The 22483-nt window shown below is 52.8% G+C and carries 39 protein-coding genes; all 39 read left to right on the plus strand.

Annotated features, from left to right (window positions below):
- The 39 genes from rplD to COMA2_RS02345 all read left to right on the plus strand — a co-directional run bounded on the left by rplD (nucleotide 1) and on the right by COMA2_RS02345 (nucleotide 22481).
- Nucleotides 1-624 (plus strand): 50S ribosomal protein L4, encoded by a 624-nt coding sequence (rplD, locus tag COMA2_RS02155; protein WP_175304345.1) that lies wholly within the window; start codon nucleotides 1-3, stop codon nucleotides 622-624.
- The gene (locus COMA2_RS02160; RefSeq protein ID WP_090894243.1) at nucleotides 621-914 is read left to right on the plus strand and encodes a 50S ribosomal protein L23; all 294 of its coding nucleotides are present in this window, start codon (nucleotides 621-623) and stop codon (nucleotides 912-914) included. The genes rplD and COMA2_RS02160 overlap by 4 nt, the downstream gene beginning before the upstream one ends.
- Nucleotides 915-965: 51 nt before the next feature.
- Entirely contained in the window at nucleotides 966-1808 is an 843-nt protein-coding gene (rplB, locus tag COMA2_RS02165; RefSeq protein ID WP_090894497.1) for a 50S ribosomal protein L2, read from the plus strand.
- A complete protein-coding gene (gene rpsS, locus COMA2_RS02170) occupies nucleotides 1801-2088 on the plus strand; it encodes a 30S ribosomal protein S19 (RefSeq protein ID WP_090894245.1) in 288 nt (95 codons plus the stop codon). Before rplB ends, rpsS begins: the two co-directional genes overlap by 8 nt.
- 88 nt (nucleotides 2089-2176) lie before the next feature.
- Entirely contained in the window at nucleotides 2177-2533 is a 357-nt protein-coding gene (gene rplV / locus COMA2_RS02175) for a 50S ribosomal protein L22 (RefSeq protein WP_090894247.1), read from the plus strand.
- 30 nt (nucleotides 2534-2563) lie between these two features.
- Nucleotides 2564-3235, plus strand: a complete 672-nt coding sequence (gene rpsC / locus COMA2_RS02180) for a 30S ribosomal protein S3 (protein WP_090894249.1) — start codon at nucleotides 2564-2566, stop codon at nucleotides 3233-3235.
- A 12-nt stretch (nucleotides 3236-3247) separates the two neighbouring features.
- Nucleotides 3248-3673 (plus strand): 50S ribosomal protein L16, encoded by a 426-nt coding sequence (gene rplP, locus COMA2_RS02185; RefSeq protein WP_090894250.1) that lies wholly within the window; start codon nucleotides 3248-3250, stop codon nucleotides 3671-3673.
- Between the two features lie 33 nt (nucleotides 3674-3706).
- The gene (gene rpmC / locus COMA2_RS02190) at nucleotides 3707-3916 is read left to right on the plus strand and encodes a 50S ribosomal protein L29 (RefSeq protein WP_090894499.1); all 210 of its coding nucleotides are present in this window, start codon (nucleotides 3707-3709) and stop codon (nucleotides 3914-3916) included.
- Nucleotides 3917-3924: 8 nt separating this feature from the next.
- A complete protein-coding gene (gene rpsQ, locus COMA2_RS02195) occupies nucleotides 3925-4191 on the plus strand; it encodes a 30S ribosomal protein S17 (RefSeq protein WP_090894251.1) in 267 nt (88 codons plus the stop codon).
- 54 nt (nucleotides 4192-4245) lie between these two features.
- Complete coding sequence (rplN, locus tag COMA2_RS02200; protein ID WP_090894253.1) at nucleotides 4246-4614, plus strand: 50S ribosomal protein L14; 369 nt, start codon at nucleotides 4246-4248, stop codon at nucleotides 4612-4614.
- Between the two features lie 22 nt (nucleotides 4615-4636).
- Complete coding sequence (gene rplX / locus COMA2_RS02205) at nucleotides 4637-4966, plus strand: 50S ribosomal protein L24 (RefSeq protein ID WP_090894254.1); 330 nt, start codon at nucleotides 4637-4639, stop codon at nucleotides 4964-4966.
- 8 nt (nucleotides 4967-4974) lie between these two features.
- Nucleotides 4975-5622 (plus strand): 50S ribosomal protein L5, encoded by a 648-nt coding sequence (gene rplE, locus COMA2_RS02210; RefSeq protein WP_090894256.1) that lies wholly within the window; start codon nucleotides 4975-4977, stop codon nucleotides 5620-5622.
- Nucleotides 5623-5667: 45 nt separating this feature from the next.
- Nucleotides 5668-5853, plus strand: a complete 186-nt coding sequence (locus COMA2_RS02215; RefSeq protein ID WP_090894258.1) for a type Z 30S ribosomal protein S14 — start codon at nucleotides 5668-5670, stop codon at nucleotides 5851-5853.
- 49 nt (nucleotides 5854-5902) lie between these two features.
- Nucleotides 5903-6298, plus strand: coding sequence for a 30S ribosomal protein S8 (rpsH, locus tag COMA2_RS02220; RefSeq protein WP_090894259.1), 396 nt, complete (start codon nucleotides 5903-5905; stop codon nucleotides 6296-6298).
- Nucleotides 6299-6342: 44 nt separating this feature from the next.
- Nucleotides 6343-6879 (plus strand): 50S ribosomal protein L6, encoded by a 537-nt coding sequence (rplF, locus tag COMA2_RS02225; RefSeq protein WP_090894261.1) that lies wholly within the window; start codon nucleotides 6343-6345, stop codon nucleotides 6877-6879.
- Nucleotides 6880-6888: 9 nt separating this feature from the next.
- The gene (gene rplR, locus COMA2_RS02230) at nucleotides 6889-7254 is read left to right on the plus strand and encodes a 50S ribosomal protein L18 (RefSeq protein ID WP_090894263.1); all 366 of its coding nucleotides are present in this window, start codon (nucleotides 6889-6891) and stop codon (nucleotides 7252-7254) included.
- Nucleotides 7255-7338: 84 nt separating this feature from the next.
- Nucleotides 7339-7848, plus strand: coding sequence for a 30S ribosomal protein S5 (gene rpsE / locus COMA2_RS02235; RefSeq protein ID WP_090894265.1), 510 nt, complete (start codon nucleotides 7339-7341; stop codon nucleotides 7846-7848).
- The gene (rpmD, locus tag COMA2_RS20875) at nucleotides 7848-8066 is read left to right on the plus strand and encodes a 50S ribosomal protein L30 (protein WP_090894266.1); all 219 of its coding nucleotides are present in this window, start codon (nucleotides 7848-7850) and stop codon (nucleotides 8064-8066) included. The genes rpsE and rpmD overlap by 1 nt, the downstream gene beginning before the upstream one ends.
- A complete protein-coding gene (gene rplO / locus COMA2_RS02245; RefSeq protein ID WP_090894268.1) occupies nucleotides 8063-8512 on the plus strand; it encodes a 50S ribosomal protein L15 in 450 nt (149 codons plus the stop codon). The genes rpmD and rplO overlap by 4 nt, the downstream gene beginning before the upstream one ends.
- Entirely contained in the window at nucleotides 8505-9824 is a 1320-nt protein-coding gene (secY, locus tag COMA2_RS02250; protein WP_090894269.1) for a preprotein translocase subunit SecY, read from the plus strand. Before rplO ends, secY begins: the two co-directional genes overlap by 8 nt.
- Before the next feature lie 4 nt (nucleotides 9825-9828).
- Nucleotides 9829-10485: an adenylate kinase gene (locus tag COMA2_RS02255; protein WP_090894271.1), complete on the plus strand. Its 657-nt coding sequence runs from the start codon at nucleotides 9829-9831 to the stop codon at nucleotides 10483-10485.
- Nucleotides 10482-11240, plus strand: a complete 759-nt coding sequence (gene map / locus COMA2_RS02260; RefSeq protein ID WP_090894272.1) for a type I methionyl aminopeptidase — start codon at nucleotides 10482-10484, stop codon at nucleotides 11238-11240. Before COMA2_RS02255 ends, map begins: the two co-directional genes overlap by 4 nt.
- 31 nt (nucleotides 11241-11271) lie before the next feature.
- Nucleotides 11272-11490, plus strand: a complete 219-nt coding sequence (infA, locus tag COMA2_RS02265; RefSeq protein ID WP_090894274.1) for a translation initiation factor IF-1 — start codon at nucleotides 11272-11274, stop codon at nucleotides 11488-11490.
- 18 nt (nucleotides 11491-11508) lie between these two features.
- On the plus strand, nucleotides 11509-11622 hold the full coding sequence (gene rpmJ, locus COMA2_RS02270) for a 50S ribosomal protein L36 (RefSeq protein ID WP_090894275.1): 114 nt from the start codon (nucleotides 11509-11511) through the stop codon (nucleotides 11620-11622).
- Nucleotides 11623-11735: 113 nt separating this feature from the next.
- Nucleotides 11736-12125, plus strand: coding sequence for a 30S ribosomal protein S13 (gene rpsM / locus COMA2_RS02275; protein WP_090894277.1), 390 nt, complete (start codon nucleotides 11736-11738; stop codon nucleotides 12123-12125).
- A 39-nt stretch (nucleotides 12126-12164) separates the two neighbouring features.
- Nucleotides 12165-12548 carry a 30S ribosomal protein S11 gene (gene rpsK, locus COMA2_RS02280; protein WP_090894279.1) on the plus strand — a complete coding sequence of 128 codons (384 nt, stop codon included), beginning with the start codon at nucleotides 12165-12167 and terminating at the stop codon, nucleotides 12546-12548.
- A gap of 81 nt (nucleotides 12549-12629) precedes the next feature.
- Nucleotides 12630-13256: a 30S ribosomal protein S4 gene (rpsD, locus tag COMA2_RS02285; protein ID WP_090894280.1), complete on the plus strand. Its 627-nt coding sequence runs from the start codon at nucleotides 12630-12632 to the stop codon at nucleotides 13254-13256.
- A gap of 81 nt (nucleotides 13257-13337) precedes the next feature.
- Nucleotides 13338-14342, plus strand: coding sequence for a DNA-directed RNA polymerase subunit alpha (locus COMA2_RS02290; protein WP_090894282.1), 1005 nt, complete (start codon nucleotides 13338-13340; stop codon nucleotides 14340-14342).
- Nucleotides 14343-14366: 24 nt separating this feature from the next.
- The gene (rplQ, locus tag COMA2_RS02295) at nucleotides 14367-14798 is read left to right on the plus strand and encodes a 50S ribosomal protein L17 (RefSeq protein ID WP_090894284.1); all 432 of its coding nucleotides are present in this window, start codon (nucleotides 14367-14369) and stop codon (nucleotides 14796-14798) included.
- Nucleotides 14799-14966: 168 nt separating this feature from the next.
- A complete protein-coding gene (lptC, locus tag COMA2_RS02300; RefSeq protein WP_090894286.1) occupies nucleotides 14967-15539 on the plus strand; it encodes an LPS export ABC transporter periplasmic protein LptC in 573 nt (190 codons plus the stop codon).
- Entirely contained in the window at nucleotides 15514-16119 is a 606-nt protein-coding gene (locus COMA2_RS02305) for an LptA/OstA family protein (RefSeq protein ID WP_175304346.1), read from the plus strand. The genes lptC and COMA2_RS02305 overlap by 26 nt, the downstream gene beginning before the upstream one ends.
- A complete protein-coding gene (gene lptB, locus COMA2_RS02310) occupies nucleotides 16116-16898 on the plus strand; it encodes an LPS export ABC transporter ATP-binding protein (protein ID WP_090894290.1) in 783 nt (260 codons plus the stop codon). Before COMA2_RS02305 ends, lptB begins: the two co-directional genes overlap by 4 nt.
- Nucleotides 16899-16915: 17 nt before the next feature.
- Nucleotides 16916-18424: an RNA polymerase factor sigma-54 gene (rpoN, locus tag COMA2_RS02315; protein WP_090894291.1), complete on the plus strand. Its 1509-nt coding sequence runs from the start codon at nucleotides 16916-16918 to the stop codon at nucleotides 18422-18424.
- Nucleotides 18425-18468: 44 nt separating this feature from the next.
- On the plus strand, nucleotides 18469-18780 hold the full coding sequence (hpf, locus tag COMA2_RS02320; RefSeq protein WP_090894293.1) for a ribosome hibernation-promoting factor, HPF/YfiA family: 312 nt from the start codon (nucleotides 18469-18471) through the stop codon (nucleotides 18778-18780).
- Between the two features lie 166 nt (nucleotides 18781-18946).
- Nucleotides 18947-19813 carry an RNase adapter RapZ gene (gene rapZ / locus COMA2_RS02325; RefSeq protein WP_090894295.1) on the plus strand — a complete coding sequence of 289 codons (867 nt, stop codon included), beginning with the start codon at nucleotides 18947-18949 and terminating at the stop codon, nucleotides 19811-19813.
- Between the two features lie 135 nt (nucleotides 19814-19948).
- On the plus strand, nucleotides 19949-20161 hold the full coding sequence (locus tag COMA2_RS02330) for a helix-turn-helix domain-containing protein (protein ID WP_175304347.1): 213 nt from the start codon (nucleotides 19949-19951) through the stop codon (nucleotides 20159-20161).
- Nucleotides 20162-20176: 15 nt separating this feature from the next.
- Nucleotides 20177-21283, plus strand: coding sequence for a type IV pilus assembly protein PilM (gene pilM, locus COMA2_RS02335; RefSeq protein WP_090894299.1), 1107 nt, complete (start codon nucleotides 20177-20179; stop codon nucleotides 21281-21283).
- Nucleotides 21280-21834 (plus strand): PilN domain-containing protein, encoded by a 555-nt coding sequence (locus tag COMA2_RS02340; RefSeq protein ID WP_090894301.1) that lies wholly within the window; start codon nucleotides 21280-21282, stop codon nucleotides 21832-21834. The genes pilM and COMA2_RS02340 overlap by 4 nt, the downstream gene beginning before the upstream one ends.
- Nucleotides 21835-21836: 2 nt before the next feature.
- Nucleotides 21837-22481 carry a type IV pilus inner membrane component PilO gene (locus tag COMA2_RS02345; RefSeq protein ID WP_090894303.1) on the plus strand — a complete coding sequence of 215 codons (645 nt, stop codon included), beginning with the start codon at nucleotides 21837-21839 and terminating at the stop codon, nucleotides 22479-22481.
- Nucleotides 22482-22483: the final 2 nt, after the last annotated feature.

Below are 22483 nucleotides of genomic sequence, written 5' to 3' on the forward strand. Positions count from 1 at the left end.
ATGCCTACTATCGATTTGGTTGATTTGCAAAAAAAGAAGGTTGGAACAGTCGATTTGTCTCCGCAGGTGTTCGGCTGCGAGCCTCGTGTTGCGTTGGTCCATGAAGCTGTCATTATGCAGCGCGCCTGTGAGCGCAGGGGGACGGCCTCTACGTTGCGGCGCGGTGAAGTGAGTGGATCCGGGAAAAAGCCATGGAAGCAAAAGCACACGGGGCGCGCCAGAGCCGGGTCTCTTCGATCTCCTGTCTGGCGGCATGGGGGCAGCGTTTTTGGACCGAAGCCCAGAAGCTACGCCTATTCGATGCCGAAGAAGAAGTATCGAATCGCGTTGCAGAGCGCCTTGTCGGCGAAAGTGGCGGAGAGTCAATTGTTTGTCGTTTCTGATCTTTCTCTGCAACAGCCCAGGACGAAGTTGCTGGCGCAAGCGTTAAAGCAATTCACCGGAGGTGATCACGCGCTGGTGATCGTCGGAAAAGAACAGTCTGAAATCTTGAAGGCTGCCGGAAATTTAAACGCGGTAAAGGTCCTCAGCGCTGATCAGTTGAACGTGTACGATGTTGTTCGCGCCAAAGTCATCATGATCGCCGAGCGAGAGCTTGGTCCTGTAAGTGAGGTGTGGTCATGAAAGTTGATAGCCACAGGGTCTTGATTCGGCCTTTATTGACGGAGAAGATTACCGGGCTGCGTGAAACGAGGAATACCGTTGGTTTCGTCGTTCATCCTGATGCGAATCGCATTCAAATCAGACTGGCCGTTGAGGCGCTGTTAAAGGTCAAGGTTGACAAGGTCAACGTTATGAATGTCCGAGGTAAGGTGAAGCGTCTTGGACGGTTCACTGGGAGACGCTCCGATTGGAAGAAGGCATTGGTGACCCTTAGAGAAGGGGAAAAGTTGGAGATGTACGAAAGCGCCTAGCGGCGAATGGTTCGTCCGTTCGTGCAGTTCGGAAGGTGGGAGTATCATTTTATGGGTCTGAGATCTTATCGTCCTACGTCTCCTGGTCGTCGTGGCATGACGGCTGTGGTGACGGAAGAGTTAACCAAAAAGAAGCCAGAGAAATCGTTGACTGCGTTTCATCTCCGGAGCGGAGGGCGGAACAACGATGGTCGGACGACCGTCCGCTTTCGTGGGGGAGGGCATAAACGGCTTTATCGCACGATTGATTTTTTACGCGATAAAGTTGGGATTTCCGCGCGGGTTGAAGCGATCGAGTACGACCCAAATCGATCGGCAAGAATCGCCCTCTTGAAGTATCGGGACGGGGAGAAGCGATATATCTTGGCTCCTGTCGGACTGAGCGTGAACGATGAAATCCAGTCGGGGCCACAGGCAGAAATTCGACCAGGTAATGCGCTTCCATTGGTGAATATGCCCCTAGGCACGACCATCCACAATCTTGAGCTGAAGGTTGGCAAGGGAGGTCAGTTAATTCGAAGCGCCGGTGGTTTTGCGCAGGTCATGGGTCGTGACGGCGATTATGTGCAAGTGCGTTTGAAGTCCGGAGAAATGCGCAGAGTCTTAGGGGCCTGCATGGCGACGGTCGGGCAAGTTGGCAACGTCGATCATGAGAATGTCAGTGTGGGCAAGGCCGGGCGGACTCGCTGGAAAGGGAAGAGGCCGCACGTGCGAGGAGTCGTGATGAACCCTGTCGACCATCCCCACGGAGGTGGTGAGGGGAAATCCGGACAGGGGAATCCGCACCCGGTGTCTCCATGGGGACTTCCGACCAAGGGATACAAGACCAGGCAGAATAAAAAAACGGATAAGTTCATTATTGCTCGACGTAAGTCAGGAGTTCGCAATGCCTAGATCGGTAAGTAAAGGCGCGTTTGTCGACGATCATCTTCTCAGGAAAGTCGAGCACATGAATGAGACGAAAGATCGTAAGTTGATCAAGACCTGGTCGCGACGGTCGACGGTCGTTCCCGATATGATCGGCCATACGTTCGCTGTACATAATGGGAAAAAGTTCATTCCGGTGTTTGTGACCGAAAACATGGTCGGTCATAAGCTTGGTGAGTTCGCGCCGACTCGGTTTTTCAAGGGGCATGGCCAGGCCAGGACTGAAAAAGCTGTCGCTCTTAAGTAGAAAGGTTGATCGGTTGGCTCATCGTCAATCACTGAGCATCACGCAATGTATTGATTGCGTGGGGCCAACTCGGAACAGGGTTTAGAAGATGACTGAAGCACATGCGGTTCTAAAATTTGTTCGTGTTGCGCCTCGAAAGGCCCGTCCGGTAATCGATATGATTCGTGGCAGGCAGGTGCCGATGGCGCTGGCCATCTTGAAACACACGCCTCGCCATGCCGCGCGCGTGGTTGAAAAGCTCGTTCGCTCGGCTGTGGCGAATGCCGAGCTGAAGGAGATGGGTGACAGCGAATCAATGATCATCTCCAGGGCTTTTGTCAATTGCGGGCCAACGTATAAGCGCGTGCGTGCCAGGTCGATGGGTCGGGCCAATGCGATACAAAAACGTACGAGTCACATTACCGTCGTCGTGGCGGCGCCAGGAATTCAGGACAAGGGGAAATAGCTCATTTCTCTCTATTGAGGCATACAACGCATGGGTCAAAAAACACATCCAATAGGTTATCGCCTGGGCTACAACTACACGTGGAGTTCTCGTTGGTATGCCGGGAAGGATTACGCCAAGCTGCTCCATCAGGATGTCAAGATCCGAAAGATGGTCAAGGCGAGGTTATATCACGCCGGTGTGTCGAGAGTGGAAATTGAACGTTCCGGCGATCAGACCAGGGTCATTATTCATACCGCCCGCCCTGGTATTATCATCGGGCGCAAGGGCGCCGAGGTTGATAAGCTCAAGGCCGATCTTGAAAAGCAGTACGGGGGGCAGGTCTATATCACGGTCAAGGAAATTAAGAAGCCGGAGCTTGACGCTCAGCTCGTTAGCGAAAATGTCGCAACTCAACTTGAGAAGCGGGTAGCTTTTCGGCGGGCGATGAAGCGCAGTGTTCAGTCCGCGTTGAGGCTTGGAGCTCAAGGTATCAAGATCATGGTGGCCGGCCGCCTGGGCGGCGCTGAAATCGCCAGGACGGAATGGTATCGAGAGGGGCGTGTTCCGCTACACACGCTCCGTGCAGAAATAGACTATGGATTCGCCGAAGCGCACACGACGATGGGGCAGATCGGGGTGAAGACATGGATCTATAAAGGAGAGTTGCTTCCTGTTCAGCCTGTCAAGGCCGAATCATCTTTAGAACGACGGTTTGGGTGAGGAGATCGAGCTGTGTTAGCGCCTAAGAAAGTTAAATTCAGAAAGATGCAGAAAGGCCGGATGACCGGGAAGGCCTATCGTGGGGGTCAGATTACCCTGGGAGAGTTTGGTCTCAAGGCATTGGAGCCGGGATGGGTGACCAGCCGGCAGATTGAGGCCGCGCGTATCGCCATTACTCGATACGTGAAACGGGGAGGACAGGTGTGGACGCGTATTTTCCCCGATAAACCGATCACTAAAAAGCCCGCCGAGACTCGAATGGGTAAAGGAAAGGGTAATCCTGAGTACTGGGTGGCAGTTGTAAAGCCAGGCCGGATTCTTTATGAGATGGACGGCGTTACTTCCGAGGTTGCTCGAGAGGCATTTCGTCTTGCGTCGCACAAGTTGCCGATTGCCACGAAGTTGGTCGTTCGTGGCGAGTTTGGGCAAGGTTCTTGAGGGTCTAATTTAGAGGAGCAGGGGATTATGGCATTGGAGGTCAAAGAGCTCCAGCAGCTAGGCGCTGATGAGCTGGTAGATAAGGAAAAACAGCTGGTGCAAGAGCTGTTCAATCTACGCTTTCAGTTCGGCTCCGGGCGTCTTGAGAATCCCATGCAAATTCGGAAAACGAAACGTGATATTGCACGGGTAAAAACTATTCTCCAGCAAGTGAAGGCCCGAGCAGAGGGCTCTAAAAAGTAAAGGACGCTATGGCTGAGGTGGTAAAGCGTCGTCATTGGTATGGCGACGTCGTCAGTAACAAGATGCAAAAGACGGTCGTTGTCGTGGTTTCAAGATCGGTTATTCATCCTGTCTATAAGAAAGTTCTTCGGCGGGTGACGAGACTGAAGGCCCACGATGAAAGTGGTGTGTGTAAGATCGGGGATCGGGTCAAGCTGGTGCAGACCAGGCCGCTGAGCAAGGAAAAGAACTGGCGTGTCGTTCAAGTTATGGAAAAGGGTCAACCAGAAAAGTAAGAGACGGGATTTCTTAATGGTCCTCTGTTCATTTCCGCGTGTAGGGATATAGCGATGATTCAGAACTATACATATATGGATGTGGCCGATAATTCCGGGGCAAAACAGGCCATGTGTTTTCATGTTTTCGGGGGCACCAGACGGCGCTATGCATCGCTAGGCGACATCGTCGTCGTGGCCGTCAAGGAGGCGATCCCGCAAGCCAGTGTGAAGAAGGGGGATGTGAGCCGGGCCGTCATTGTTCGAACGACGAAGGAAGTGCGCCGAGAAGATGGGTCCTATATCAAGTTTGATCGAAACGCCTGTGTCTTGATCAATAAAGATGGCGAGCCGATTGGAACGCGCATATTCGGTCCCGTTGCCCGCGAGCTCCGCTGGAAGAAATTCATGAAGATCATCTCTTTGGCGCCAGAGGTTTTGTAGATCAGAAGGAACGAGGAGCATCGTGGAATCACTCCGAAAAAGCAGAATTCGAAAAGGTGATACGGTCGTCGTGGTTTCTGGTCGGGAGCGCGGCAAGAGGGGAAAGGTCTTGTCTATTGATTTGGGGGCGGGAAAGGTGGTTGTCGAGAAACTGAACATCATCAAGCGGCACACCAAACCGAATCAGAAGGCTAAGCAGGGAGGGATCCTCGAGCGAGAGGCGCCTCTTCAGATTTCCAATGTCATGTTTTTGTGTCCGGTCACGCAGAAGCCTACGCGCATAGGGATTCGGGTTTTGGAAGATGGAAGACGAGTGCGCTTTAGTAAGAAATCCAATGAGACTGTGGAATAGGTTACGTAATGGCCAAGGAAACAAAAAGTCGATCGAGTAAGCCGTCTGAGCGAAAATCTTCGAAGAAAGAATCGTCGGTCGCCCCATTGGACCAGGAAAGCGAAGAGTCCAAGTTTCGTCCACGACTTCGCGATAAATATGAGCAGCAGGTCGTTCCGGCTCTCATGAAGGAGTTTGGGTACAAAAACGTGATGCAGGTTCCTCGGCTTGAACGCGTGGTATTGAACGTAGGGATGGGCGCAGCGATTCAGAACGTGAAGCTTTTGGAGGGGGCGGTGGCTGAGCTAGGGCTGATTACCGGTCAAAAGCCGGTGGTCACACGGGCTAAAAAAGCCATCGCAGGATTCAAGCTGAGGCAGGGATTGCCCATCGGCACGAAGGTGACGCTCCGTAGCCGGAGAATGTATGAGTTTTTCGATCGGCTGGTGACCTTGGCTCTTCCGCGTATCCGAGATTTCCGCGGTGTTTCTCCAAAGGCCTTTGATGGTCGAGGGAACTATACTCTTGGTTTGAAGGAGCAGCTCATTTTCCCTGAGATTAAGTATGATGAAGTCGCTTCGATCCATGGGATGGATATCACGGTCGTCACCACCGCCAAGACGAACGATGAAGGGAAGGCGCTTCTGAAGCATTTGGGTATGCCATTCCGCGCGTGAATGCACCCTGGGGCGAGAGTGTCTGTTTGAACGGAAGGAGTGCGTGTGTCAAGATTGGCACTAAGAAATAAAGCGGCAACGAAGCAGAAGTTCTCCACGCGTAGTTATAATCGGTGTGGAGTCTGTGGGCGAGTTCATGGGTTTCTCCGACGGTTTCGCATGTGCCGTATTTGCTTTCGACTGATGACTCTGCGCGGAGAGATTCCTGGAGTGCGAAAATCTAGCTGGTAATGAGTGTTCTCACGCCGGTGACTGCCAATGGAGGATAGAAGGATATAGCATGGTTACCGATCCAATCGGCGATCTTCTTGTTCGTTTAAAGAATGGGGCTCAGCGCCGTCATGAGACGGTTACGGTTCCCACTTCAAAGCTGAAGCGAGCCATTTTGGCGATTTTGATGAAGGAAGGCTATGTTGACGCAGTCGAGGATGGAGCTCATGACGGGCATCCCATTCTGACCGTGCGTCTTCGCTATGTGGGCGAGGGGCAACCCATGATCACCGGACTGGAGCGCGTGAGTAAGCCGGGACGACGGGTGTATGTCGGCAGTCAGGATATTAGGAAGGTTCGCAATGGAATCGGCGTGTCCATCCTTTCTACCTCCAAAGGAATCATGACCGATCAGGAATCCCGTAAGAATCGTCTTGGGGGTGAGCTTCTCTGTTCAGTGTGGTAGGCGGATGACTTATTTCGATTTCGAGTGAAGGGTGTAAATAGATCATGTCCCGCATTGGAAAAAAACCGATCGCAATTCCGGGTGGAGTGGAAATTAAAGTGGCCGGGTCAACCGTGTCAGTCAAAGGCCCATTGGGGAAACTGGATTGGTCGCTGATGGAGGGGGTGGACGTTGCCGTCAGTAATGGCCAAGTCGTTGTCGGCCGTTCGAGCGACGATCGTCAGTTACGGGCGTTGCATGGGCTGACTCGCGCGGAATTGAGCAATATGATCCAGGGCGTCACCAAGGGATACGAACGTTCGCTGGAAATTACCGGAGTGGGTTACAAGGCTCAAGTTCAGGGGCGGACACTCAGTTTCAATGTGGGATATATCAACCCGGTGATCTACCAGGTGCCGATCGGTATCGATGTAAAAGTGGACAAGCAGACGCTCATCAATGTCAAGGGTGTTGATAAGCGGTTAGTGGGGCAGGTCGCGGCTGATCTGCGCGCCATCAAACCTCCGGATGTCTATAAGCAAAAGGGTATACGCTACGCGGGCGAGGTTTTGCGTAAAAAAGAAGGCAAGACAGGAAAATAGGAACTGGCTATGAATGCTGCAGATAAAGTTCGACAGCTTGATCGACGGCGCCGTAGAGTGAGGCGTGTCATTACGGGGACATCAGAGCGTCCGCGTCTGAATGTATTTAGGAGTGCCGCTCATATTTACGCCCAGATCATCGATGATCTTCAAGGTACGACGCTTGCGGCTGCGTCATCGCTCGACAAATCACTACGGAAGACCATCAAATCGACCGGTGGAATCGAAGCGGCTAAGGCGGTCGGGAAATTGATTGCCGATCGGGCTAAGGCCGTTAAGGTGACGACGGTGGTGTTTGACCGAGGTGGCCGGATGTATCACGGGCGAATTAAGGCGCTTGCGGATGCATCGCGCGAAGGGGGCTTGCAGTTTTAGGTGAGGTCGGCTGGCCGGCGAACAAAAGCGGCCTGTGGTTTTTTGCCAACTGTTTACGGAACTTAAGGACTGAGGGGTACGAGCGTGCGTGTCAATCCCGATGAATTAAGCCTGAAGGATAAAGTCGTGTTTATCAATCGTGTGGCAAAAGTTGTGAAAGGCGGAAAGCGCTTCAATTTTTGCGCGCTCGTTGTTGTCGGCGACGGTCACGGATGGGTCGGGATCGGCAAGGGCAAAGCTGCTGAAGTCCCTGTCGCGATCTCAAAGGCCGTCGAGCAAGCCAAGAAACACCTTGTTCACGTTCCCCTGAAGGGCGGAACTATTCCACATGAGGTGCATGGTCTGTTTGGCGCAGAGCATGTGTTGCTGAAGCCGGCTGTCGACGGTACCGGAATCATCGCAGGAGGGGCTGTGCGTGCCGTCGTGGAGTTGGTCGGTGCGCATAATGTCATCGCAAAAACATTGGGCCGTGGAAACCCTTTCAATACCGTTCGCGCAACGCTGGACGGGCTCAGTCAATTGCGAAACTTGGACGACGTGCTTCGCTTCCGCCGGCAAGCCTTCCCCGACGGCCGAGAAAGGGCTGCGGTTTAATGAGCTCATCAAAAACATCGCGAACTGCAGATCACGGCACTCAAAGCGTGCGTGTGACATTGCGACGCAGTCCCATTGGGACACCTCAACGGCATCGTCTTGTGTTGCGCGGTCTAGGTCTTCGCCGCATTCGACAGACGGTTGTCCATCCTGACACGCCTCAGGTGCGAGGACTCATTCAGAAAGTAGGTTATCTGCTTGAGGTTGAACAACCATGAATCTCCATGATTTGGCTCCAGCACAGGGAGCAAAGAAACGACGAAAACGTATAGGACGTGGGCCTGGATCCGGTCACGGGAAGACGGCCACCAAGGGACATAAAGGACTTCTGGCTCGATCTGGAGGCGGTAAGCGCCCAGGTTTCGAGGGTGGACAGATGCCGTTGGTACGCCGGCTACCAAAGTTCGGATTTACCAACCCAACCCGTAAGGAATATGCGGTCGTCAACATCAAGAGTTTTGAGCGATGGCTGGGAAACGAAACAGTTACTCCGCAAGGCATGGTTGACGCCGGATTCGTAAAGCGGAAAAAGCTGCCGATTAAAATTCTTGGCAATGGCGAGCTGAAAAAAGCGCTCGTTGTTCAGGCGCATAAATTCAGTAAGTCGGCTGAAGAGAAAATCAAGGCAGCCGGCGGGCGAGTCGAGGTTATCGGCGGTGCTTGAACGGCTCCTGACCAGTTTTCAGAATATCTTTAAGATCCCCGAGTTGCGCACTCGTGTGCTCTTTACACTCGGAATGCTTGTAGTGTACCGGGTTGGGTCTCACATCCCAACTCCTGGCATCAACGGTGAGGCCCTTTCCGAGTTTTTACAGAAACAGGGCGGCGCCTTGCTGGGATTCCTCGATATTTTCTCAGGCGGGTCCTTGTCCCGTTTGACGATCTTTGCGCTGGGCATCATGCCCTACATCAGCGCATCGATCATCCTTCAGCTCTTGACGGTCGTCGTCCCGCACTTGACGAAATTGGCCAAGGAGGGGGAGCGAGGACGGAAAAAAATCATTCAGTATACCCGTTTCGGGACGATCGGCATTGCTCTGATTCAGGGATTCGGAATTGCGGTCGGCCTCGAACAAATGAATCAGGGCGCATTCGTGCTTCATGCTGGGTGGGGGTTCCGTCTGATGACGGTCATCACCCTGACGGCTGGCACGGGTTTCTTGATGTGGCTCGGTGAACAGATCACTGAACGAGGCATTGGTAATGGCATCTCGCTGATCATTTTTGCCGGTATCGTCGCCAGGCTTCCTGCGGCAGTGGCGCAGACCTACAATTTATACGAGATCGGCCAGCTCAATGCTTTCCTATTGATTGCCTTGGCGCTCCTAATGATCGGCGTTGTTGCCGCGATTGTTTTTTTAGAAAGCGGGCGGCGGAAAATTCCCGTGCAGTATGCCAAGCGAGTAATCGGGCGAAGGGTCTATGGGGGGCAGAGTACGCACATTCCCTTGAAAATTAATACAGCCGGCGTCATTCCTCCTATATTCGCCTCCTCGATCATTGCGTTCCCCGCGACCATAGCCGGATTTTTTGAAACACCATGGGTGAAATCGATCGGGGATCAACTGGCTCCGGGGTCGTTGCTGTACACATTGATGTATGTGGGCTTAATCCTCTTTTTCTGCTTCTTCTATACGGCAGTCGTCCTCAATCCCGTTGATATGGCCGACAACATGAAGAAGTACGGAGGCTTTATTCCAGGCATTCGCCCTGGACAACGAACCTCTGACTATATCTACAATGTGTTAACGAAGATTACATTTGCTGGTGCTATCTATCTGGCTATCGTCTGCGTGATCCCGGAACTTCTGATTTATAAGCTCAATGTTCCATTTTATTTTGGTGGCACCTCCCTGTTGATCGTCATCGGTGTGGGGCTGGATACAGCTCAGCAAATTGAATCTCATATGTTGATGCGGAATTATGATGGGTTCTTGGGCAAGGGCATGGCTCCCTTGCGCGGGAGAAGCGGCTAGTATCATGCGGCTCGTGTTCCTCGGGGCTCCAGGTGTTGGGAAAGGCACGCAGGCCGATAAGGTTGCTGCCCACTATCATATCCGAAAGATTTCGACCGGTGATCTGCTCAGGGAGGCGGTTCGGAATCAGTCAGCCCTGGGCCGTGAAGCTAAGGAACATATGGATCAGGGAAGATTAGTTCCCGATTCAGTCGTGATAGGGCTTGTGCGAGAGAAACTGGGCGACCCTTCATGTGCCAAGGGGTTTATTCTCGATGGGTTTCCAAGGACGGTTCCTCAGGCGGACGCGCTTTCGAACGTGCTCGTCGATCGGAGCCTTCAACTGGATCGAGTCATCAACTTCAGAGTTTCTCGAGAGGAAATCGTGAAACGGCTGAGTGGGCGTCGCAGCTGTCCCAAGTGCCAGGCGACCTATCACCTTGAGTTCGCCCCTTCGAAGAACGGCACTCTTTGCGAGCGCTGCGGGGAAGCGTTGGTTCAACGAAGTGACGATCAGCGGGAAGCAATTGAGATGCGCCTCCGTGTGTATGAAGAGCAGACGGCGCCGCTAATCGACTTTTATGAAAAACGACGGGTCTTGTCGCATCTGAACGGTGCCGAGGGTGTTGAAGCGGTATACCACAACCTCTTGAAAGCGCTTGCAGTACCTCAGACGGCATGATCATTCTGAAGACGCCCGCCGAAATTGCGGTGATGGCGGAGGCGTCAAGGGTCGTGGCAGAAGCGCTCGGGATTGTAACCAAAGCGGTCTGTCCGGGCATCAGCACGGAAGAGCTGGATAGAATTGCCGAGGAGGCAATACGGGCTAGGGGGGCGATTCCGGCATTCAAAGGCTACCGGAACTACCCCAAAACCCTCTGTGCATCCGTGAACGAACAAGTCGTACACGGTATCCCTTCGAAGAGAAAGTTGAAGGAGGGGGATATCATCGGACTAGATCTTGGTGCTATTGTAGGCGGATTCTATGGGGATTCTGCGGTCACGGTATCAGTTGGTCGGATCTTGGAGGACACGGCAAAGTTGATTCGGGTGACAGAAGAGGCGCTTTATCTCGGGATCAAACAGGCCGTGGTCGGCAACCGACTGACGGACATCTCGAATGCGGTGCAACAACATGTTGAGTCTGCCGGTTTTTCAGTAGTTACCGAGTTCGTGGGGCATGGGATTGGTCGGCAACTGCATGAAGAGCCTCAAGTTCCCAACTACGGGAAACCGGGTCAGGGGCCTCGATTGCAACCAGGTATGGTCCTGGCGATCGAACCAATGGTGAACATGGGTCGGAGTGCCGTTCGTGTTCTGGAGGATCGGTGGACCGCAATCACGGTAGATGGGAGCCTATCTGCGCACTTCGAGCATACGATCGCCATCCAACCGAGCGGGGCGCCTCGTATTTTGAGTCAATCAGAGAAGGCCTAGCTTAGGCTATATAGGAAAGAACACTAAGGACGTGGCGAAAGAAGACATTATTGAGGTCCAGGGTTCGGTGGCGGAAACGCTTCCCAATGCCATGTTTCGGGTCAAGCTGGATAATGGCCATGTTCTACTGGCTCACATCTCGGGGAAAATGCGGATGCATTTTATTCGCATCCTTCCCGGCGATAAGGTCACGGTGGAAATGTCACCATACGATTTGACCAGGGGCCGAATTACCTATCGCTTCAAGTAACGGGAGTGGCGAATTGTTATGAAGGTCAAATCATCAGTGAAGCCCATCTGTGCCAAATGCAAGGTTGTGCGTCGTTGTGGTGTTGTGCGGATTTTATGTACAAACCCACGTCATAAGCAGCGGCAGGGATAGCAGCGGAGATAATGGGAAGTTTTAAACAGTCACTGCCAAGTCCGGAGCCGGTGGAGCCGGCTCAAACAGTGATGCGCTTGAAACTCTAGTGCTGAGCTCATATCGGAGGAAGAATGGCACGTATTGCGGGTATCGATTTGCCACGGAATAAACGAACGGATATCGGACTGAGCTACATCTATGGAATCGGCCGTACGTCGGCTCAGAAGATTCTCCACGAAGCGGGGATTGACGGCGCGATCCGTATTAACGATCTGAGCGAGGATAAGATCGTCAAGTTACGTGAAATCATCGAGCGTGATTATCGGGTCGAAGGCGATCTACGCAAAGAAGTGTCGCTGAATATCAAGCGGCTGATTGATACGGGGACCTATCGAGGGTTGCGTCATCGCAAAGGTCTGCCCGTCCGTGGGCAGCGAACCAAGACCAATGCTCGGACGCGTAAGGGGCGGCGGGCAGGCGTCAGCAGCAAGCCGAGATCGACGGCGACCAAAGGCGCCTAACGTACCTAGTCTGCCGAAACAGCCGGAGGAGTTGTTCGTATGAGCATCAAAAAAGGAAAGAAGAAAGAACGCCGAATTGTTCAAAGTGGTGTGGCCCATGTTCAGGCGTCATTCAACAATACGATTGTGACGATTACCGACATGAGTGGAAACACGGTGGTATGGGCGAGCGCGGGCAATCAAGGGTTCAAAGGATCTCGTAAGAGTACCCCCTTTGCTGCTCAGCGTGCCGGCGAGGCTGCGGCACGAAAAGCCATGGAAAGCGGGATGCGGCAAGTCGATGTCTATGTGAATGGACCAGGTTCCGGTCGAGAGTCCGCGATCCGTTCACTTCAAGGAGCCGGATTGCGAATCAATATGATTCGCGATGTCACGCCGATTCCACATAATGGGTGTCGCCCTCCCAAGCGGAGGAGAGTCTAGGGAACGTGAAACGTTAATCGTTACACGTGAATCGAAGGGCCGAGTAACGGATAACGGTTAACGAAGAACGAGGAGGAAGCAGTGGCAAAGTATCGTGGTCCAGTCTGTCGGTTGTGTCGGCGAGAAGGGGAGAAGCTTTTTCTCAAAGGCACGCGCTGTATGACGGAAAAATGTGCGATCGAACGCAGAAGTTATCCGCCTGGTCAACATGGACAGGGGCGACAGCGAACCTCTGACTATAGTCTCCAGTTGCGGGAAAAACAAAAACTGCGTCGCATCTATGGACTTCAGGAATGTCAATTCCGTGGCGTCTTCGAACGCGCTGAACGACAGACCGGCGTCACGGGCGATGCTCTGTTGCGGTTGCTGGAATGCCGCCTGGACAATGTCGCGTATCGCTTGGGGTTCGGTGCTTCGCGCAAGCAAGCCCGCCAAATGGTGAGCCATGGTCATTTCACGATCAACGGCAAGAAGATCACCGTGGCTGGGGCGCTGGTGAAGCCTGGAGATGTGATCGAGATTCGCGAGCGGAGTCGTGACTTGGCCGCGTTTCAGGCGGCTTTGGAATCGGTTGATAGTCGAGGTATTCCTGATTGGCTGGAGCTTGACAAGGGCGCATTCAAAGGCACGGTGCGCACCTTGCCGGCCAAGGAACAGATCGCATTGCCAGTTAATGAACAGATGGTCGTGGAATTGTATTCACGATAGTCCGCCGGTCTGCGGTGCGGTCTTTGGACATCGGCGTTATCCGCTCATGTCTTAGTCACTCGATGGTATGGAGGGTGGGTCATGATTAAAGCGATGAAAGACTTTCAGATCCCAATGCGGGTGGAAGTCGATAAGGATGCACATTCTCCCACGTTTGGACGGTTCACCACGGAAGCATTTGAGCGGGGGTTTGGCACCACGATCGGGAATGCCCTCCGTCGTATTTTGTTGTCCTCGCTCACAGGGGCTGCGGTTACAACCGTGAAGATTGAGGGAGTCGTGCACGAGTTTTCGACGATTTCTGGTGTGACGGAAGATGTCACAGCAATCATTTTGAATATCAAGAGTCTGCGTCTGGCGCTCCACACAGATAAACCGAAGACCATACGGTTGAAAAAGAAGGGGCCCGGAGAAGCCAAGGGGATAGACATTCTTCACGATGGCGATGTAACGATTCTAACCCCAGATTTGCATATTGCCACTCTCGACAAAGATGCCACCCTGGACATTGAGATGACGGTGAAACATGGCCGCGGGTATGTGCCGGCCGAGCGGAACAAAGAAGAAGGATTGCCGATCGGGGTGATTGCCATCGACTCCATCTTTTCTCCGATCAGGCGAGTGAATTTCCATGTTGAGAATGCCCGGGTCGGCCGTATGACCGACTACGACAAACTGACGATGGAAATCTGGACAGACGGCACCATCAGCCCTCGTGACGCCCTCTCTACCGGAGCCGGAATTTTGCGCGAACATCTGGATATTTTCATCCACCCAGAAGAGCGCAACGAAGGAAAGAGCGAAGTGGGCTCCGAGGACTCTCAGCGGGAAGTGAACAAGAATCTCTCTCGTAGCGTGAACGAGTTGGAGTTGTCCGTTCGCGCGGCTAATTGCCTGAAGAACGCGAATATCAAAACGATCGCCGATCTTGTGCAAAAGTCTGAAGGGGAGATGCTCAGGACAAAGAACTTCGGAAAAAAATCTCTCAACGAGATTAAAGAAATTCTTACTGAGATGGGGCTTTCGTTAGGAATAAAGGTCGAGGCGGCGTCTTCCCCATACAATGGAAGCCCGAAATCTGAATGATGCTTTCAAAACAAGAGGACTACCGTGCGACATAGAAAAAAAGGACGACAACTTGGACGACAGACGAAGCATCGGGGCGCGTTGTTTCGAAATCTAGTGACCTCGTTGTTAGACCAAGAGCGCATCGAGACGACAGGAGCCAAGGCTAAGGAGATACGAGGGTTTACCGACCGCATGATCACTCTTGGTAAGGAAGGTACGCTCCCTGCGCGTCGGCGCGCCTTAGCCTTTATCCGCAGCAAGGCCGTTGTGTCTAAGTTGTTCAGCGATGTGGCGACACGATTCAAAGATCGACCAGGAGGATACACCAGGATCGTCAAAACTCGCCGCCGGATCGGCGATGCCGCTGAAATGGTGGCCATCGAATTGGTTTCTCGTCAGGAATCAGCCACGAAGAAAAAATCAGAGGCGCGCTCTGCGCAGTCAACACCCGCTGAAGCTGGACCTTCGGCATAGTTTTATCACACGTATACATAGTGAGCTTTCAGTCCGGAGACTCCCATGTGTCACCACATGGGAGTCTTTTTGTTTCCAGTTCCCTGGAGGACGTTTACTTGCCGGGCTATGCATGCTACGATCGTGCCAGGTGTCGCGATGAACTTGGCATGGGGAAAGTTCTAGAGCATGTGGGAGCTTCTAGCGAGACGGGCTCTTCTCACGTTGAGTGTGTTGTTAGCGGCATTTCTCGGCTATCTTCTCTTCAGAAACGGCGATTCGGCTCAGAATGGCCGCCCCATCCCGCCAGAGTCGATTGAACAAGCAGATGCCAAGATTCTGGAGTTTGTCTTTACTCAATCGAAAGGGGATGTGGTTCAGTGGCAGGTGCAGGCGAAACAGGCTCGACTATTTGAACAAGAGAAGCGTGCGGTATTGCGTGACGTCGCTCTTACCTTCTACAGCACGGGAGGAGATGAAGTGATCGTGCATGGGGATGAGGGAACGCTGGACACCGCCACTAAGAATTTCAGATTGGCAAATCACCAAACACCCATTGTTGTGGAAACGACGAGCGGCTATACGATTTATACCAATCACTTGGTCTGGACGGACCAGACACGAGAAATTCGGACTCAGGATCCTGTCCGAATCGTGGGGCATGGGTTGGAAGTGAAGGGACAAGGACTGCTCGGGCGAATGGAATCCGAAGAATTTGAGGTTTTACAGGATGTGCATGTGGATCTGGCTCCTTCTTCTTAGTGCCCTCTGTATCGGATCCACGTCGGCAGCTCCCTCAACTGAATCTGTCAAGCAGACGAGGAGTGCGGAGGCTTCGAGTGTTTCAACCACCATTACCTCCAAGAAAATGACCGTACGGAATCAAGACAGCCAAGCTATTTTTGAAGATACGGTTGTCCTGACCCGCGGACCGCTCATTGTTCACTCGGATAAGATGGTTGTGCTGTTTACATCGCGGAATCGCGAGATCTCGCTGCCATCGGAAACCGGAGCGAACCACCAGGAATCCGTTCGAAATTCCTCGGCTCGCAAAGAACACAGCCCGGTGTCACCCATGTCCAATCGCTCCATCCAACGTATCGAAGCGACGGGAGACCCCCACCGTGTCAAGATCGAGTACGAGAACGGCAACGCCACGTGCCACAAAGCCGTGTATTTCGTTGACGGAGAGAAGATCGTGTTGACAGGCGATCCCGTCGCGTGGGAAAGGGGCACGCGTGTCAGCGGCAAACAAATTACCATTTTCATGGCCGAAGAACGGAGTGTGGTGGAAGGCGGTTCACATGTTCGCATCGAAGGCGAGGAGCCGAGCCAGCCATGACCACGACGGTTCCCGCCGAGTCAGATGCCCGAGTCGATCCCATTGCGGCAGGTCAGGGGCATTGTCTGCGTGCAACTGGATTGGTCAAAAGTTTTCGGGGGCGCAAAGTCGTCAAGGGCGTCGCCGTTGAAGTCTATGCCGGTGAGGTGGTCGGGCTTCTCGGTCCGAATGGAGCAGGCAAGACCACAATCTTCGACATGATGGTTGGGTTGTGTCCGCCGGATGAAGGAGAGATCACCTTCATCGGAGAATCCGTGACCAACTTGCCGATGTATAAGCGCGCACGGCGGGGTATGGGTTACCTTCCCCAGGAGTCCTCGGTTTTCCGACGACTCTCGGTTGAACATAATGTCTTGGCGATTCTTGAAATGCTAGGATATGCTCGTAAAGAGCGCAGTCAGCGGGTGGAGGCTTTGCTCAAGGAGTTAGATCTTATTCATATACGAAAGAGTATGGCCTATGCTCTCTCAGGAGGAGAACGTCGGCGCTTAGAAATCACGCGTGCGCTGGCGGCCACACCGTCGTTCATGCTGTTGGATGAACCGTTTGCAGGGATCGATCCGATAGCCGTCGCGGATATTCAGCAGATCATCACGCGACTGAAACATAAAGGGATAGGCATATTGATTACCGATCATAATGTGCAGGAGACGCTTTCAATCGTTGATCGTGCCTATATCATCAATGAAGGGTTGATCTTAGAGGCGGGGTCGCCTGAGGCTATTGTGCAGAGTCCGACGGCTCGGGCCGTTTATCTTGGGGAGCAGTTCAAGCTATAGAGGAGCAGTAGGCATCGATGAAACTCCGCCTGGTTCCACAACTCAGCCAAAAACTCATCATGACGCCTCAATTGCAGCAAGCGATTAAGCTGCTGCAGTTGTCTCGACTGGAGCTTCAGCAGAGCCTCACGCAACATCTCTTGGAAAACCCTTTGTTGGATGAGATCCAATCCGATGTCGACGAAGCCGAGTCCTTGGTCAACGAAGAAAAGGTCGAAGATCAACCTGCAGTGGACGGACAGGAGCGGTCGGACGTAGCGGTGGAGACACGCGAAGAGCAAGGATCGCCGGAGGAGTTTTCCGCTTCGGGGTGGGAAGACTATTTCGGCAGGGATCACCGAAGCGGCGAGTCGGAATATTCCTCGGCACAAGATGAATTCCCGTCGTACGAGCAAACAGTCGCAAAAGCGACGTCGCTTGAGGAACACCTCCTCTGGCAATTGTCCTTGTCAGGGCTCGGTGATCGAGAAAAAGAACTCGGTCGCTTGATCATCGGCAATCTCGATGATGATGGCTATCTTCGTATTTCCATGGCTGAGGTGGTGGCCGGGAGTGATTTTGCCGAGTCCGAAGTCGAATCTGTGCTTAAAGACATTCAAACCTTCGATCCGACCGGTGTCGGTGCACGGGATCTTCCCGAATGCCTTCTGCTGCAACTCGGACATCTAGGTCGAAATCTCTTTGGATCCCTTGGGTCGCCACCCGGAGCATTGAAGGGATCAGTGATTGAAAACATCGTGTCGCACCATTTGAAAGATCTCGAAAAAAAACAGTATGCGAAGGTCGCCAAGGCCTTGAATGTCACGGTCGAGGAGGTCTTTCAGGCCACGAAAATTATCGGGGAACTTGAGCCAAAACCGGGAAGGCCGTTCTCCAATACCCAGAACTATGTGATTGTGCCTGATGTCTTTGTGGTCAAGAATGAAGGGGAGTGGGTGGTGCTGTTAAACGACGATGGACTCCCGCGCATGAGGATCAGCCCTTATTATAAACAGCTTATTTCTTCCGGACAGAGCGGCACCTCTGAAACCAAAGCGTATATGGATGAAAAGCTGCGGGCCGCTCAGTGGATTATTCGAAGCATCGAGCAGCGCAATCGGACCATCGTGAAAGTGGTATCCAGCATCGTCAAGTTTCAGGAGCAATTTTTCGACCATGGTGTCCAATATCTCAAGCCCTTGGTGCTTAAGCAAGTGGCTGAGGATATCGGGATGCATGAATCCACGATAAGCCGTGTGACGGCCAATAAATACATGTATTGCCAGCAAGGCATGTTGGAGCTTAAGTTTTTCTTCAACGCAGGGCTTCAACGAACTGATGAGCCGTCAGGCATGCATTCCTCCGTTTCCGTCCGGGATATGATTAAGATCATGGTGGCTGAAGAAGATGCAAAACGCCCGTTGAAAGACGAGGAAATTGCAGCCCGACTTCACAAACAGGGAGTACTGATCGCGCGGAGGACTGTGGCGAAATATCGAGCCGAGCTGAATATCTCGTCCGCCAGTCAACGTAAGCGATTTTTTTGATTGCCGTTGCTTTGCATCCGGCCGAATCCAAATGGGAGGTGGGCATGAAGCTACGAATTACAGGGCGCCACATGGACATCACACCCGCGCTGAGAAGTTATGTCGAGAATCGATTCGGTCGGTTGGATCGATACGGATTGAAGGTCGGATCGCTGCAAGTGGTACTGGGAGTGGAGAAGCTACAGCACAAGGCCGAGGTTACCGGCGCGGTCAGCGGCAAACGAGTGCAAGCCAAGACATCGACGACTGAGATGTATGCGACTATTGATGCCCTTGTCGATCGTGTCGATGCGCAGTTTCGAAAATGGAAGGAGCGCCTTGTCGATCATAAGCCGATCCAACCGAAGGGACTGTGATCGTGTTTCCCGTATAAGCTTCTCGTGAGACCCTGTGCCCTCTCCTTGGCGCACGCCATGCGCTGGCGCGGCATACGCGTTCCATATCGCTGAATCGCGCGTGAGGCTGACTGTGAATTCCACGTAGGAATATTTCAGGTATGCCGTTCGAGGCACATACGACCCCATGGCCCGGCTGAATCTCGTCATTATTAGTGGCTTGTCCGGCTCTGGTAAGACCTACGCCCTCAAAGCCTTTGAGGATGCCGGATATTTCTGCATCGATAACCTTCCCCCGGCCCTGCTTCCGACGTTTGTCGATCTCTGCAATCAACAGCAAAACGAAATTACCAATGTTGCGCTTGGAATTGACATTAGAGAGCGCGCGTTCTTTTCGGACTTCGTCGGGATCTTAGAGCGAGTGAAAGCGCTAGGCCATGCCGTTCATATGCTTTTTCTTGAGGCTCGTGAGGAGGTATTGATCAGGCGCTTTTCAGAGTCTCGGCGTCCTCACCCACTGTTACCTCATCTTCCGGTCTTGGATGGAATTCGATTTGAAAAAGAGCGTGTGGCGGAACTCCGATCCCGGGCCGATCGAATCATCGACACGTCCGATCTGACGGTCCATGAGCTCGGTGAATTGCTTGCCAAGCAGGTTCGACGGGAGTCATCGGATCGACGACTGACGATCTCACTGATGACCTTCGGGTATAAGTTCGGGGTGCCGTACGATATCGATTTGTTGTTTGACGTGCGATTCCTCAAGAACCCATTTTTCGTGCCTGAACTGAAACCCCTTACCGGCGACGATCCGCTGGCCCGCGCCTTCGTGCTGACCGACCCTGATGCCATAGCATTCATGCAGCATCTCGAAGATCTGTTGAAGTTTCTCTTGCCGTTATTCCAGCGCGAGCGGCGTAGTTATCTGACCATCGGTATCGGCTGTACCGGCGGACGGCATCGGTCGGTTGCGGTTGCCGGACGTCTCAGAGAAAGCCTCGCCGCCCTGGGATATGAAGTTTGCCTCAAGCACCGAGATATCGACAAAGCGTAGCGTGCCCTCTGACTAACCACGCCGTGTTCCTGCCGTGCTCGTAGCTTCCTTGCCGCTTCCTTGACAGGTCGAGCATATTGACTATACTTAATCATGTGAATAATGAAAGGTATCAAAATTAGTATAAATACTCACGTGAAAAATCCTAAATATTCATCAAGTAATGCAGGGTTCAAGGCTTATCAAGTCTGCGACTTGTTCGATATTTCCAAGGCGACGCTCTTTCGATGGGAACGGGAGGGCGTCATTACCGAACCTGCTCGAGATTGGAGGAACTGGAGGCTGTATACGAGAAAGAATGTGGATGAAATCGCGAAAGTTATTCGCGCCAGAAAGGCTGTCGTGTAAGGTGGCAGATAACGCATGATGACTTCATTCAAAAAGCTCTTCGAAACCGACATTGTTGGGATGCTGACCCCTCGCCGGCAGTTGGTGGGGCTCGATATCGGATCCAGTGCGATCAAAGTCGCTCAACTCAAGGAAAGCAAGGGACGGTACTTTCTGCAAAAGTTCGGCGTGAAACCGCTTGAGCCGGAAGTGATTGTGGACGGGACGGTTATGGATGAAGGGCGTGTCGTTTCGGCGATTCAGGAATTGTTTGAGGAAGTCAACGTCAAGAACAAGCAGGTGGCCATCTCGATTTCAGGGCATGCTGTTATCGTGAAGAAGATCAGCCTGCCTCCGATGCCGGACGAAGAGCTGGAGGGGCAGGTGAAATTGGCGGCCGAGCAGTACATTCCCTTCGATATCAACGAAGTGAATATCGACTTTCATGTCTTGTCTTTGGATGCGTCGGAAGATCAGCAAGGGGATATGTCAGTGATTCTTGTTGCCGCGAAGAAAGATAAGATTAATGAACTGACCGAGTTGGTGAAGGCTGCCGGACTTGTCCCCATGGTCATGGATGTCGATGCGTTTGCGGTTGAGAATATGCATGCGATTAATTATCCGATGGCACAGGAGGAAACGACGGCGTTGGTGAATCTCGGCGCGAGCGTAATGAACGTGAACATTATCCGTGCCGGATCGTCGTTGTTTACGCGAGATATCCCGTTGGGAGGAAATCGGTACACTGAGGCAATTCAACGCGAGATAGGGCTCTCATTTGAAGAGGCTGAAGAGAGCAAGAAATCTGACCGGGCCGGTGACTCGAACGGTCGATCATTCATCAGCGTCATGGATAGCGTGAATGCGGAAGTGGCATCAGAGATCGCTCGGACAGTCGACTATTTCAAGACGTCGACCGCCAATGCGGAGCTCAGCCGTGTGCTCGTCTGTGGTGGTGTGGCTCGAGCGAAAGGGCTGATCCAGCAGCTCGGTGATCGGATGCAGCTGCCCATTGAAATGGCTGATCCATTCGCCGAAATCGATGTGACGGCCTGTGACATGGACCCGAACCTACTTGCGGATTTGGCTCCATCGGCAGCCGTCAGTGTCGGATTGGCCTTAAGAGCGGTGGGGGATAGATGATTCGGATTAACCTACTCCCGGGCGGGCCAAAGGGCAGGCCGTCCAAACCTCAGTATGACGTGCGCGCACAGGGGCTGCTCGGCGTCGGCGTGATTCTGGTCACGCTGGCCGGGTGTTGGTGGTATTCGGCCGCGTTGGACAGCGAACTGGAAGCTCGGCAGGAGGAAAAGCAAGCAAAAGAAAAGCAAGTAGCTCAGTTGAAGGAACAGGTCAAGCAGGTACAGGATTTTGAGCAACGGAAAAAGCTTCTTGAGGACAAGAACCGGATCATCGATCAGCTTGAGCAATCCAGAATGGGGCCGGTAAAAGTTCTCGATCACGTGAGTCAGAGTTTAGAGCCGCTCAAAGTATGGCTTACAAGGCTGGGGGTGGCAGCCGATACTGTTGAGTTGGAAGGGAAAGCCTTAACAAACGACGACGTGGTCGACTTCGTGAATAACCTACGACGGACGGATTATTTCACCGGCATCACTCTGCAGGAAAGTAAAGCAGCAGTCGAAAACAAAATTAATTTGTACCAGTTTCGTTTGGCGTTTCGTCTGAAGGGATAGCGATGGCCTTGCCACAACTCAACCTTGATGCGCTTCGCAATGTGCCAGCCTCGCAAAAGGCCGCGCTCTTGCTCCTGCTCGTCGGCGGCATGATCGCCGGTTTCTATTTCTACATTGCAGAACCGAAGTCTGCAACGATTACGGCACTCGATGCTGAAAACGGCAGGTTGGAGAGTGAAATTCAAACACTTACGATTAAAGTGAAACATCTCGATGAGTTGGTTGCCGCCAATAAGCAGCTTGAAATTGAATTGGCTAAGAAAAAGGAACGTCTCCCTCCGGAAGAAGAAGCGATCATGTTGCTGAAGCAAGTGTCAGACCTTGGGGTGCGATTGGGACTCGACATCAGACTGTGGAAGCCAGGCGCTCAGGCGGAAGACGCCTCGAAGCTCTTCATCAAGATGCCGGTTAGTGTGGAGGTTGCCGGGGCCTATCACACGGCTGCCCTGTTCTTCGATCGGATTAATCAACTCCCTCGGATAATTACGGTGTCGGGTCTTAAGATGGGATCGCCGAAGATTGAACAAGGACGAATTGTCTCGCAAACGACGTTTGACCTGGTGGCATACGCTGCCCCTCAAGAAAAGCCCGCTTCCGGAGCATCTTCTTCGACGAATGCTCCAAAAGTGGCTCAAGTTGGCAAATAGTT

This window comes from Candidatus Nitrospira nitrificans, from assembly GCF_001458775.1.
GTDB classification, from domain to species: Bacteria; Nitrospirota; Nitrospiria; order Nitrospirales; family Nitrospiraceae; genus Nitrospira_D; species Nitrospira_D nitrificans.

Bases quoted from the DNA above. Each gene is read 5' to 3' on its own strand.
- COMA2_RS02305 (WP_175304346.1), top strand. From the start codon at position 15,514: ATGTGGATCTGGCTCCTTCTTCTTAGTGCCCTCTGTATCGGATCCACG.
- COMA2_RS02255 (WP_090894271.1), top strand. From the start codon at position 9,829: ATGCGGCTCGTGTTCCTCGGGGCTCCAGGTGTTGGGAAAGGCACGCAG.
- rpsC (WP_090894249.1), top strand. From the start codon at position 2,564: ATGGGTCAAAAAACACATCCAATAGGTTATCGCCTGGGCTACAACTAC.
- COMA2_RS02345 (WP_090894303.1), top strand. From the start codon at position 21,837: ATGGCCTTGCCACAACTCAACCTTGATGCGCTTCGCAATGTGCCAGCC.
- pilM (WP_090894299.1), top strand. From the start codon at position 20,177: ATGATGACTTCATTCAAAAAGCTCTTCGAAACCGACATTGTTGGGATG.
- rplV (WP_090894247.1), top strand. From the start codon at position 2,177: ATGACTGAAGCACATGCGGTTCTAAAATTTGTTCGTGTTGCGCCTCGA.
- rapZ (WP_090894295.1), top strand. From the start codon at position 18,947: ATGGCCCGGCTGAATCTCGTCATTATTAGTGGCTTGTCCGGCTCTGGT.
- rplO (WP_090894268.1), top strand. From the start codon at position 8,063: ATGAATCTCCATGATTTGGCTCCAGCACAGGGAGCAAAGAAACGACGA.
- COMA2_RS02160 (WP_090894243.1), top strand. From the start codon at position 621: ATGAAAGTTGATAGCCACAGGGTCTTGATTCGGCCTTTATTGACGGAG.
- rplF (WP_090894261.1), top strand. From the start codon at position 6,343: ATGTCCCGCATTGGAAAAAAACCGATCGCAATTCCGGGTGGAGTGGAA.
- rpmD (WP_090894266.1), top strand. From the start codon at position 7,848: ATGAGCTCATCAAAAACATCGCGAACTGCAGATCACGGCACTCAAAGC.
- COMA2_RS02290 (WP_090894282.1), top strand. From the start codon at position 13,338: ATGATTAAAGCGATGAAAGACTTTCAGATCCCAATGCGGGTGGAAGTC.
- rpoN (WP_090894291.1), top strand. From the start codon at position 16,916: ATGAAACTCCGCCTGGTTCCACAACTCAGCCAAAAACTCATCATGACG.
- COMA2_RS02340 (WP_090894301.1), top strand. From the start codon at position 21,280: ATGATTCGGATTAACCTACTCCCGGGCGGGCCAAAGGGCAGGCCGTCC.
- rpmJ (WP_090894275.1), top strand. From the start codon at position 11,509: ATGAAGGTCAAATCATCAGTGAAGCCCATCTGTGCCAAATGCAAGGTT.
- rplD (WP_175304345.1), top strand. From the start codon at position 1: ATGCCTACTATCGATTTGGTTGATTTGCAAAAAAAGAAGGTTGGAACA.
- map (WP_090894272.1), top strand. From the start codon at position 10,482: ATGATCATTCTGAAGACGCCCGCCGAAATTGCGGTGATGGCGGAGGCG.
- rpsH (WP_090894259.1), top strand. From the start codon at position 5,903: ATGGTTACCGATCCAATCGGCGATCTTCTTGTTCGTTTAAAGAATGGG.
- lptC (WP_090894286.1), top strand. From the start codon at position 14,967: ATGTGGGAGCTTCTAGCGAGACGGGCTCTTCTCACGTTGAGTGTGTTG.
- rpsK (WP_090894279.1), top strand. From the start codon at position 12,165: ATGAGCATCAAAAAAGGAAAGAAGAAAGAACGCCGAATTGTTCAAAGT.
- rplB (WP_090894497.1), top strand. From the start codon at position 966: ATGGGTCTGAGATCTTATCGTCCTACGTCTCCTGGTCGTCGTGGCATG.
- rplR (WP_090894263.1), top strand. From the start codon at position 6,889: ATGAATGCTGCAGATAAAGTTCGACAGCTTGATCGACGGCGCCGTAGA.
- rplE (WP_090894256.1), top strand. From the start codon at position 4,975: ATGGCCAAGGAAACAAAAAGTCGATCGAGTAAGCCGTCTGAGCGAAAA.
- lptB (WP_090894290.1), top strand. From the start codon at position 16,116: ATGACCACGACGGTTCCCGCCGAGTCAGATGCCCGAGTCGATCCCATT.
- rpsM (WP_090894277.1), top strand. From the start codon at position 11,736: ATGGCACGTATTGCGGGTATCGATTTGCCACGGAATAAACGAACGGAT.
- hpf (WP_090894293.1), top strand. From the start codon at position 18,469: ATGAAGCTACGAATTACAGGGCGCCACATGGACATCACACCCGCGCTG.
- rplN (WP_090894253.1), top strand. From the start codon at position 4,246: ATGATTCAGAACTATACATATATGGATGTGGCCGATAATTCCGGGGCA.
- rpsQ (WP_090894251.1), top strand. From the start codon at position 3,925: ATGGCTGAGGTGGTAAAGCGTCGTCATTGGTATGGCGACGTCGTCAGT.
- rpsS (WP_090894245.1), top strand. From the start codon at position 1,801: ATGCCTAGATCGGTAAGTAAAGGCGCGTTTGTCGACGATCATCTTCTC.